Origin of the sequence: Streptomyces hirsutus, assembly GCF_001418415.1 — a bacterium.
Lineage (GTDB): Bacteria > Actinomycetota > Actinomycetes > Streptomycetales > Streptomycetaceae > Streptomyces > Streptomyces hirsutus.
This window is the reverse complement of record NZ_LIQT01000210.1, coordinates 1-10,549: the sequence shown is the minus strand read 5'-3', so window position 1 is coordinate 10,549 and position 10,549 is coordinate 1. Positions and strand designations below refer to the sequence as shown.

The window sequence follows — 10,549 nt, the reverse complement described above, 5'->3', positions numbered from 1 at the left end:
CGGCCGGCCGGCCGGGGGTCGGGGCGGGCGGATCGAACGAGGTGGCGGGTCAGCGCTCCCAGCGGTATTCGATGATCGCCCCGGGGTTCTCCAAGGGGTCGGTGGACGGGGCGCCCCGGATGTCACGGACGGGGCCCGCGGAGTCGGTCGCGGCGAAGAGGGACCTTCCGTTGGCGCTGAACTCCGTGTCGCGGAAGCGGTTGTCCTCCGTGATGAGCTTGGTGACCTTGCTGACGTCCCGGCCGTCCGGCGTGAGGTCGACGCGGTAGACGGTGCCGTCCTTGAGGGTGGTCATCACCAGGGAGTCGTTCCAGCCGGGGAGGCCCTCACCAGTGGACCCGGCGGACTTCCTGGATGTCCCGTAGTGCTCGAAGCTCGAGGGTGCGATGGTGGGCCAGCACACCGACCACATCTCGCCCTGGGCGCACGCGGGGTTCTGGAACCGGAAGTCCGAGCCCACGGTGCCGAAGGTGTGGATCGGGTCCATGAAGCGCCGGGTGAAGTCGCTCTCCTTCTGCACGGGGACCGTCGCGGGGATCTCGAAGTTGCTGAACGTCAGTTCGTCGCACGGCGTCGGCCGGGAGGCGGACCAATTGGCGTAGACGTACGCCTTGTCGTCGCGGTAGCCCGAGACGTTCGGCCAGCCGTAGTTGGCCCCCTTCTGCAGGATGTTGATCTCGTCGTCGGTCTTCGGGCCCTGCTCGTTCGAGTAGAGCGTGCCGTCGGGGCCGAAGGCCAGGCCCTGGGCATTGCGGTGCCCGTAGGTGTAGACGTGGCTGCGCACGCCGTCGAGGACCGGGTTGTCCGAGGGGATGGAGCCGTCGGTGTTCAGCCGCAGGGTCTTGCCCTGGTAGGCGATCCAGTCCAGACCCTCGACTTCGTGGGCGGTGGGCAGCCGCATGGTGTAGCTGGGCCTGCAGGTGTTGCCGAACTGGTTCACGCCCTGGTCGCCGATGGTGTAGTACAGCTTGCCGTCCGGCCCCAGGCGCAGCCGCGCCGACTGGTGGTCGTTGCCGGACGGCATGCCGGCGATGATGGCCTTCGGGCTGTGCAGCCGCTGCCGGTCGGCGTCGTAGGTGTAGCGTTCGATCTTCGTGCGGGCCTGGACGACCGGGGTCGGGTCGATGTCGTAGCTGTGGGCGACGTACGCGTACAGCGCGCCGGACTCGTGCTCCTCCAGGGCGAGGCCGAGCACACCGTCCTGTCCGCCCTCGCTGTGAACGGCCTCCGGCAGGCTGAGCAGGGTGGTCTTGGCGCCGGTCCTCGGGTCGACACGGGTGACCTTCTTGCCGGTTTTCTCGGTGGCCCACAGGGATCCGTCGGGAGCCCGCACGATCTCGTACGGATTGTTCAGCCCGGTGGCCACGACCCGCTTGGTGAACGTGCCCGACGAGGGCGGCGCCGTGGTGCGGGACGGAGGGGTCGCGGCATCTGTCTTCCCGTTCGCGGGGGGATCTCCGCCTGTGACAGCGGCGCCGGTCAGCGACACGCCGAGGGCCAGGACGAGCGCAGTCGTCACAGGCCCGCGCAGTATGTGGTGCATGTGGTTCCTTCCGGTGAAGTTCCCCCCGCATTCGAAGCATTGCGCTCCGCTTACGTTTCAGCGCTCCGGGTAGTGATTCGTTGTGCCGTTCGGGTGAAGGAGGGGCTGTGGCAGGGACGCGGGCCCGTCCGGACGCCACCCCGGTCGGCGGGGGACCGGGCGGCTTCAAACGCCCCTGGCGGGAGAAGAGTTGGGACGTCCTCGCCTGCCGACGGGGGCACGTCGGTCCGGGGTGTTCCGTACGGTGGGACCGGTCGGAGCCGCCGCGATCAGGCGCCCGCCGAACCCCACCGGCGCGGCACCGTGGCGTGCCCCCCACCTCGCGGTTCACCCGAATGGCTACACTTCTCCGGAGTGCCGTACCGCCCCCGTCGGCGGGTGGGCCGGACACTGTTCCCGGCCGCGCCCCGGGTGTCTCGATCCGTCAGTCTCTCCCTGTGAGCCAGGTACTTTGCATGGCAGCCAACCGCACGGCCAAGAGCATCGCCACGCGTCAGCGTTTCGTCGACGAGGCTCTGCGTCTCTTCAAGGAACGGGGCTACGAGAGCACGTCCATGGCCCAGATCGCGGCCGCGGCCGGCAGCAGCCGCGCCAACCTGTACCTGTACTTCAACAGCAAGTCCCAGATCATCAGGGCCCGCATGACCGAGATCGAGGCCGAGGTCGCCGAGCTCTACGAAGCGCTGGACGGGATGCCGGCGCACACCCCCGAGGCCCTGCGGGAGTGGCTGGGGGCCGCCCGCGGGATGTGGCTGCGCTACGCCACGGAGTTCGAGGCCGTCAACCAGGCCATGGCCATCGACCCGGACGTGCTCGAGGAGTGGCTGGGACTGATCCGGCGCGTCTCGTCGGCCCACGCCGCGCTCCACCTCGACGGCGCGACGGAGGACGAGCGGACGGAACGCGAAGTGCACATGGCCACGCTCATGATGAGCCTGGAGCGCAACTTCTACTTCCTGTACGTCCGCGGCCACAAGGAGCGGGAGGAACTGATCCTCGCCTCCCTGGCCCGGCAATGGGCCCAGCTGTTCGACGACTGAGAGGACCGGCCGGGCCGGGGGAGCCGGGGCTGCCGACATGGCTCCGTCGGGAAACCCGGGTCACGGGTTTCCCGACGGAGCGGTGCGAGGAAGCGGGCGGCGCCGCCGGCGTCAGCCGCCGAGCACCAGCCGCGGGCACCCGGCCTCGGCCCGGGACACGCAGATCAGCATGGTCTCGTTGGTCTCCTGTTCGGACGCGGTGAGGATCGAGTCCCGGTGGTCGGCGCGGCCGGAGACGATGCGCGTCTCGCAGGTGCCGCACGTCCCGGTCTTGCACGAGGACACCACCGGCAGCCCGGCCTTCTCCGCGGCCTCCAGGATCGTCTCGTCCGCGCCGACCTCGACGACCGTCCCCGACTCCGCGAACTCCACCTGGAACGGCGTGTCGGGAACGGTGCGCTCCACGGGCTTGGGAGCGAACCGCTCCATGCGCAGGGAGTTCTTCGGCCAGTGGGAGGTGTTCTCCTCGACGGCACGCAGCAGGGGCTCGGGCCCGCACGCGTAGACGAGCGTGTCGTCACGCGCCTCACCGAGCAGACCGGCCAGGTCGATCAGCCCGTCCCGGTCCTGCGGGACCAGCGTGACCCGGCCGCCGTGGGCGGCCAGCTCGTCGCAGAAGGCCATCGACGTGCGGGTGCGCCCGCCGTAGACGAGGTCCCACTCGGCGCCGGCACGCTCGGCCTCCCTGATCATGGGCAGGATCGGGGTGATGCCGATGCCCCCGGCGATGAAGAGGTAGCGGGGCGAGGGCAGGAGCCGGAAGTTGTTGCGCGGCCAGGACACGGTCACCCGGGACCCGGCGGTCAGCGCGTCGTGCACCGCCGCCGACCCGCCCCGGCCGGTCTCCTCCCGCAGCACACCGATGCGGTACGTGGTGCGGTCCTCGGGGTCGGAGGCCAGCGAATACTGGCGCACCCACGGCTCGTTCTCCCCGTCGTCCCCGCTGTCCTCCCGGGGCACATGGACGTCGATGTGGGCGCCGGCCTTCCACGGCGGCAGGTCCCCGTTGTCCGGGTGGCTCAGGGCCAGGGCGACGACGCCGTCCGAGGCCTCGGTGCGCTCCGTCACCTCCAGGTCGAGCGTGCGCACGGTGCGCGTCCTCGACCGCTCGACGTCCGCGACGTCCCAGTGCACGTGCAGCGAACGGCGCACCGGGAGCAGGGCCATGCGCAGGAAGTCCAGCTCGTCGGTGTCGTCGGGACGCAGCGACGGCAGCCGCTCGAAGAGCACACGCAGCCCCGTCGCCCCCTGGACCCGGGCGAGCGGATTGCCCAGGCAGGTGTGCCGTCCGGCGGTGAAGGCCAGGTGATCCTCGGGGTCGGGGCGGTGGATGTCGAACTCGAAGGGACGGTCGACGTGCAGGGGATCGGTGTTGGCCGAGGCCAGCGCGACCCACACCATGTCACCGGCCGAGATCTTCACGCCCGACAGTTCCACGTCGCGCGTCACCCGGCGGGAGGTGAACGTCGAGGAGGGGCGCCGCCGCACCGTCTCCTCGAAGACCCGGGGCCACAGCTCCGGTTCGGCGAGCGCGTCCTGCAGCGCCCCGGGGTTCTGGGACAGGAAGATCACCGCGTTGGTCATCGCCTGGGCGGTGGTGTCCGTGCCGGCCGCGGCGAACTCGGAGACGTGCAGGGCGATCTGCGGCGTGGGCAGCGCGTACGAGCCGTCCTTCGCCCTGGCCGACGCCATCACGGAGATGATGTCGTCCGCGTCGGAGTCGCGCCGCTCGTCCACGATGGCACGCAGCGTCAGGTTGGCCTCGACGAAGCGGTCCCACACCTCGGTCCGTCCCGGCTCGGGCAGCGGCTCGTGCGCGGACGACAGCACGGCGAACAGATCGTCGCGCAACTGCCGCAGCATCGCCTCGTGCTCGTAGCCGAGGCCCAGCAGCGCCATGATGGTCTGAGTCGTCAGCTCCAGCGAGTACTCCTCGAGCAGATTCGCCGAGCCCCTGTTCTCGAACCGGTCGATGATGCGGTGGGCCCTGGCCTCGATCTCCGGCTGCAGCCGGTCCATCCGCTCCTTGACGAAGCCCCGCTGGGCCACGGAACGAGCATCCGTGTGACCGGGCGGATCCTGCCCCACGATCATCTTCGACACGAGATCCGGCGGGTAGAGCCCGCGGTGCTTCTCCGGCACGTCCGCGGCCGAGTTCGCCGCCGACGAGTAGGTCCGCCAGTCCGAGAGAACGGTGAGGCAGTCGTCCCGCCGCGTCACGATCCACGCGTTGAGGTGCGGGTACCAGAACACCGGCGAGGCGTCCCGGACCGTGGCCAGGTGGCCGGCCGGGTCCCGGTAGTAGTCGTCGCCCATCGCGTCGAAACCGTGGGCGACGGGGCAGCGGCCCACCGGACGGGCCTCTTCCTGCAGTGACGTCATGGTCTGCTCCTTTCGCTGGTCAGACGCTGGTTGCCGCGGAGGCGGCGATCGACGAGAGCTTCTGGAACCGGGCGACGTTGTCCCCCTCGTCCATCACCCCGGAGGAGAGGAAGCAGAAGGACATGCCCGAGACGGGGTCCACCCACAGCAGGGACGAACCGGCCCCGTACGAGCCGAAGGTGCCCGGTGAGACGAAGGGGCCGAAGAAACGCGCGTGCGTCCCCGAACCGGCCAGGGCCATGCCCAGGCCCATGTTCCCCGGCGGGAGGTCCCACTTGCGGGCGGCGGCGACCATGCCGTACAGGTCGTTGATCTGGTCGCCGGTCTGGTTGGTCACGGCGAACTCGAGCACCGACTCCCCGATGAGCTGCTCCCCGGAAGCGGTGCGCCCCTTGTTGCGCAGCATCTCGGTGAAGGCGAAGACGTCGTCGATGGTGGACACCGCGCCGACCCACGGCATCTCGGCGTCCTCGCGGTCGATGACGTCGTTGAGGCACTCGATGTCCTCGGGCTTGAGCCAGGAGTCGTTGGCGACGATGACCTTCAGCGGGACGCCCTGGTCACGCCACTTCTCGGGCATCCCGAACCGGGTGTGCGCCATGCCGACGGGGTCGAAGACCTTCTCCCGCATGAGCTCCCGGAACGAGTCGGCACCGTAGGCGCGCCGGGCCATCTCGCCCATGAGCGCGTGGTTGATGGCCGCCGAGTAGTTCAGGTTCGTGCCCGGCTCGTGCACGACGTCGACGCCGGCCAGTGCCTCGATGACATCGGCGAGCACGGCGAAGCCCTCCGGGCCCAGGCCCGGGTTGGGCGTGGCGGGCATGCCGGCCCGGTGCGTGAGCAGGTGGGCGAGGTTGATCCGGTCCTTGCGCGCCGCACGGAACGGCTCGGTGCCGAAGAATTCGGGAATGAGGTCGACGACGCGCGTGGAGAGCATCAGCCTGCCCTCGCTGAGGGCCCGGAAGACCAGGGCGTTGGTGAAGCCCTTGGACATGGACAGGATGCGGTAGACGTCGTCGCGCCGGGTCGGGCGGCCGGCCTGGACGTCGGCCAGTCCGTAGGTGCCGCGCAGGGCGATCTCGCCGTGGCGGGCCACGATGATGTTCGCCCCGTGGTAGGCGCCGTTCTCGATGTCCGCGCGGATGGTGTTGTCCAGGACCTCGAGGAAACGGCGTTCGACGCCGGGCGTCTCGGTGAGGGTGACAGTGGGTTCCGGGGCGTCGGTGTGCTGCACTGGTTCTTCTCCGTCCGGTGTGTTGAGGGGGCGTCAGAGCATGAGGGCGCCGCCGGAGGGCGCCAGCGTCTGGCCGGTGTAGTGCCCCGCCGCGTCCGAGGCGAGGAAGAGGACCGTACGGCCGATCTCGTCGGGCTCCGCCAGCCGCTTCAGCGGCTGGAGGGCGAGCAGCGCCTGGACGTGGTCGTCGCCGGACGCCGTGAGCATGGGGGTCCTGATGCCGGCCGGGGCCAGGGCGTTGACCCGGATGTCGAACGGGGCGAGTTCGGCCGCGACCGCCTTGGTGAGGCCCACGACCGCGGCCTTGGACGCCGGGTAGTAGGCGGGCATCGGCAGACCGATGAGCCCTGCCACGGAGGCGAAGTTGATGATCGAACCGCTGCCGCTCTCCTTCAGCAGCGGCACGGCGGCACGGATCGCGTAGAAGGTGCCGTTGAGGTTGATCGCGACGACCCGGTCGAAGTCCTCGTCGGAGATGCCGCCCAGGAACTCCGGGTGGTAGGTCTCACCGGTCTTGAAGGACTCGGTCATCCTGTGGTTGATCCCGTCCACCCACGCCTGCTTCTCCTTGTTCGGCGTGGCGACACCGGCGGCGTTCACGAGGATGTGCAGCCGGCCGTGGTCCTCCCGGACCCGGTCGAAGACCCGGTTCACCGCGGCGGAGTCGGACACGTCCGCGGCATGGCCCCGAACCCGCTCCAGGCCGTCGAAGGCACGGTCGAGACTCTCCTGCCTCAGATCCATTCCGTAGACCGTGGCGCCGGCTCCCGCCAGGGCCTTCACGGCGGCCAGGCCCATGCCCGATGCCGCACCGGTCACGACAGCGATCCTGTCGTCGAGTTCCATAGTCGATCCCCTCGTCGTTGAGGTGTGGACCTGCCGCGTCACGGCAAGTTCTGCCTTCCAGCGGGTGAAGTCCGGCCAACCTAACCAAGAATTTGACACCTGTCTAGGTTTGGTTTCCGGGACCGACGGGTGCCGGATCTCCACTGGTCCGAACCGGGGCTGCTGTGCCGGGGCGCGAAAGCCGACCCACAGCACGACACCGCCGCCCCCGCTGCGAGCGGGGACGGCGGTGTCGTCGGGAGGAGAGGACGGGGGATCGCCGGGAGGGTCAGGCGGCTTGCACCACCCGGAAGGCCAGGCACACGAGGGGAGTGCCGTCCTTCACCGGTGTGCCCTCGCTCTCCCAGAAGCGACGATGGCCGGCCCGCCAGTCCTCGAGGGAGGCGTCGCCCTCGCCCTCGGCGGCGGCGTGCTCCCACGTGACCTCCGCGAAGGACGTCAGATCCACACCGGTGATCTCGACCGTGGCGACGGCACGGCCGTCGTCATCCAGCAGGGCCAGCCGCTCACCGACGAACTCCAGCCCCTCGGTCTCCTCGACGTACTCGGCCAGCAGGCCGGTCGTGGCGGTCTTCCGTCCGGCCAGGACGAGGGAGTTCAACTCGTCGCGCAACCCGCCCGGGGTGCCGAGTTCCAGTGCGCGCATACCGCCGACCCGTGGCCACATGTTCCTTACCGCCCCGCTCCGTCAGCCGTGTGAAACACGGATCGCTCTTCGGCCGGCCCTTATGGGCCGGGCCCGCGACGGCCGATCCGTTTCCGCTGGACGGAAGAAGGCCCTGGCCCGGAGGTCCGGACGGACGCAGAATGTCGGCCATGTCATCCTCGCGCGTCCACAGCCGTACGCAGATCGGCATCGTCGGTGCCGGTCCGGCCGGGCTCATGCTCTCCCATCTGCTCGCCCGTGCCGGAATCGACTCCGTCGCGGTCGATCTGCGCAGCCGCCGGGAGATCGAGGAGACCCACCGCGCCGGGATCCTCGAGCAGGACTCGGTCGACCTGCTGGCCGGCACCGGCGTGTCCGACCGGGTGCACCGCGACGGCTACCGCCACGACGGCATCGAGCTGGCCTTCGGAGGGGGCGCCCACCGGATCGACTTCCAGGACCTGGTCGGCGCCTCGACCCAGCTCTACCCCCAGACGGACGTCTTCATCGACCTCGCCGACGCCCGCGAGCGCGACGGCGGCGACGTCCGGTTCGGGGTCACCGACGTGTCGGTGGACGGCCTCACCTCCGACGCCCCGGCCATGCGGTTCACCGACGCCGACGGCACCGCCCACGAGATACGCGCGGACTTCCTGGTGGGCGCCGACGGGTCACGCAGTCTGTGCCGCCGCGAGGTGCCACAGGCCCGGCGCACGCAGTACTTCCGCGAGTATCCGTTCGCCTGGTTCGGCATCCTCGCCGAGGCGCCACCCAGTGCTCCGGAGCTGATCTACAACCACTCGCCGCGCGGCTTCGCGCTGATCAGCCAGCGCACCGAAACCCTCCAGCGGATGTACTTCCAGTGCGACCCCGCGGAGGACGCCGCCGCCTGGTCCGACGACCGGATCTGGGACGAGCTGCAGTCCCGGGTGGGAGCCAACGGGCACACCCTCAAGGAGGGGCCGATCACCTCCAGGACGGTGCTTCCGTTCCGCAGCTTCGTCCAGGAGCCGATGCACCACGGGCGGCTGGTGCTCGCCGGTGACGCCGCGCACACGGTGCCGCCGACCGGCGCCAAGGGCCTCAACCTGGCGCTCGCCGATGTGCGGGTCCTGGCCGAGGAACTCGAGCGAGCGGTCGCGAGCGGTGACACCGCCCCGCTGGAGACCTACAGCGAACGGGCGCTCGGCCGGGTCTGGAAGGCCCAGCACTTCTCGTACTGGATGACCACCATGCTGCACACCCTGCCGGGGGCCACCCCCTTCGACATACGGCGCCAGGAGGGCGAGCTGGCCTCGGTGACCGGTTCGACCGCGGGATCGACCTACCTCGCCGAGGCCTACACCGGCTGGCCGGAAGGGCGATGACCATGGCACCGCCCCGCCAGGAACCGACCGCCAACCAGCTCGGCGAGGACGTCACCGGCTTCCTCCCCGACCCGGCGGGCGTGCCCGGCACCGCGGGCTTCCGGCCCGAGGACGACGCCGTATGGCGACTGGCCGTCGACCACCTCCACGTCCGCAGCAACGACGGCCACACCGCCTACTCCTACGGCCTCGCCGCCGCGCTGTGCGACCTGCACCCCGAGGCCGACCGCGACGTCGTGCTGCCCGCGATCATCCTCCACGACACCGGCTGGTCGAGGGTGCCCGAGGACGAGGTGCTCGACGCGATCCGCCCCGGCGGCGGCCGTCCCGACCTGGTCCTCCGCCACGAGAAGGAGGGCGCCGCGATCGCCGCGGAGATCCTCCACCGGCTCGGCCACGATCCCGTACGGGCAGCGGAGATCGTCGAGATCGTCGACGGCCACGACTCCCGGCGCACCGCGCTCTCGCTCAACGACTCGCTGGTCAAGGACGCCGACAAACTCTGGCGGCTCACCCCGCACGGCGTGGACACCGTCATGGACTGGTTCGGGCTGACCCGCGAGCAGGCGCACACACTGATCGGCAGCCGGGTCCACGACCACCTGTTCACCGACACCGCCCGCGCCATGGCCCGCGCCCTCGCCGCGGTCGCGACGATCGACAGCACCCCCCAGCGCACCGCACTCGGCTGAGGCCCGCCCGTGCCACCGCCGGCCGGCGTCCCGCACCCCGCCGGCGTCCCGCACCCGGCCCGGCCGCCCCGCGCTCGACGGGCCACCCACCGTGCGCGACGATGTCACCCCGACGATCTCTGGAGGTGCCATGCGCGGTGACGGCCGCACGGTGACCTCGAAGGCGCTCGCCCTCCTCGGCGCCTTCGAGAGCGGCCCCACCGCGCTGTCCCTCAGCGACCTCGCCGAGCACGCGGACCTGCCCCTGCCCACCGCGCACCGCCTGGTCGGGGAGCTCGTCGAGTGGGGTGCGCTGGAGCGCGACGAGCAGGGCCGCTACAGCGTGGGCCTGCGCCTGTGGGAGGTCGCCCAGAACGCGGGACGCCACCTGCGCGACACCGCGCGGCCCCACCTCCAGGACCTGTTCTCGCTCACCCACGAGACCGCGCACATCGCCATCCGGGACGGCGACGAGGCGCTCTACATCGACCGGATCTACGGCTCCACCCGGGTCCCCCGTGCCTCCCGCGTCGGCGGGCGCCTGCCGCTGCACGCCACGGCAGTCGGCAAGGTGCTGCTGGCCCATGAGGAGGAGTGGGTGGGCGAGGCCTACCTCGCCCACGGGCTCCAGGCGGCCACCCGGTACACCCACGTCAATCCCGGGCGGCTGGCCGCCGAGCTGCGCAAGGTCCGCAACGAGGGCTTCGCGACCACTCAGGAGGAGGTCCGTGAGGGCTCGTGCTCGATCGCCGTCCCGGTCCGCATCGAACCCCATCCGGCCGCCATCGGCCTGGTCATGCTGTCCAGCAACGCGGCCGCC

The 10,549-nt window shown here is 70.7% G+C and carries 9 protein-coding genes; 4 read left to right on the top strand and 5 right to left on the bottom strand.

The genetic code is table 11. The features are described from left to right. Positions 1-49: 49 nt before the first annotated feature. The gene (locus AOK11_RS17055; RefSeq protein ID WP_206188870.1) at positions 50-1,519 is read right to left on the bottom strand and encodes a glucose/sorbosone family PQQ-dependent dehydrogenase; all 1,470 of its coding nucleotides are present in this window, start codon (positions 1,517-1,519) and stop codon (positions 50-52) included. A gap of 479 nt (positions 1,520-1,998) precedes the next feature. Here AOK11_RS17055 and AOK11_RS17050 point away from each other — a divergent pair, with 479 nt between their 5' ends. Then, the gene (locus AOK11_RS17050; RefSeq protein ID WP_055594578.1) at positions 1,999-2,583 is read left to right on the top strand and encodes a TetR/AcrR family transcriptional regulator; all 585 of its coding nucleotides are present in this window, start codon (positions 1,999-2,001) and stop codon (positions 2,581-2,583) included. 111 nt (positions 2,584-2,694) lie between these two features. Here AOK11_RS17050 and AOK11_RS17045 read toward each other — a convergent pair whose 3' ends face one another. From AOK11_RS17045 to AOK11_RS17030, 4 genes are all read right to left on the bottom strand, one after another. Beyond that, positions 2,695-4,965 (bottom strand): cytochrome P450, encoded by a 2,271-nt coding sequence (locus tag AOK11_RS17045; protein WP_055594577.1) that lies wholly within the window; start codon positions 4,963-4,965, stop codon positions 2,695-2,697. 19 nt (positions 4,966-4,984) lie between these two features. Beyond that, positions 4,985-6,199 carry a serine hydrolase domain-containing protein gene (locus AOK11_RS17040; protein ID WP_055594576.1) on the bottom strand — a complete coding sequence of 405 codons (1,215 nt, stop codon included), beginning with the start codon at positions 6,197-6,199 and terminating at the stop codon, positions 4,985-4,987. A gap of 33 nt (positions 6,200-6,232) precedes the next feature. Further along, the gene (locus AOK11_RS17035) at positions 6,233-7,045 is read right to left on the bottom strand and encodes an SDR family NAD(P)-dependent oxidoreductase (protein WP_055594575.1); all 813 of its coding nucleotides are present in this window, start codon (positions 7,043-7,045) and stop codon (positions 6,233-6,235) included. A 268-nt stretch (positions 7,046-7,313) separates the two neighbouring features. Further along, on the bottom strand, positions 7,314-7,691 hold the full coding sequence (locus AOK11_RS17030) for an ASCH domain-containing protein (RefSeq protein ID WP_206188869.1): 378 nt from the start codon (positions 7,689-7,691) through the stop codon (positions 7,314-7,316). A gap of 170 nt (positions 7,692-7,861) precedes the next feature. Here AOK11_RS17030 and AOK11_RS17025 point away from each other — a divergent pair, with 170 nt between their 5' ends. The 3 genes from AOK11_RS17025 to AOK11_RS17015 all read left to right on the top strand — a co-directional run. Further along, entirely contained in the window at positions 7,862-9,058 is a 1,197-nt protein-coding gene (locus AOK11_RS17025) for a 4-hydroxybenzoate 3-monooxygenase (RefSeq protein WP_055594579.1), read from the top strand. After that, entirely contained in the window at positions 9,055-9,750 is a 696-nt protein-coding gene (locus AOK11_RS17020; RefSeq protein WP_206188868.1) for an HD domain-containing protein, read from the top strand. The genes AOK11_RS17025 and AOK11_RS17020 overlap by 4 nt, the downstream gene beginning before the upstream one ends. Before the next feature lie 130 nt (positions 9,751-9,880). Beyond that, positions 9,881-10,549, top strand: a 669-nt coding sequence (locus AOK11_RS17015; RefSeq protein ID WP_055594572.1) for an IclR family transcriptional regulator, incomplete at its 3' end; no start/stop codon positions are given.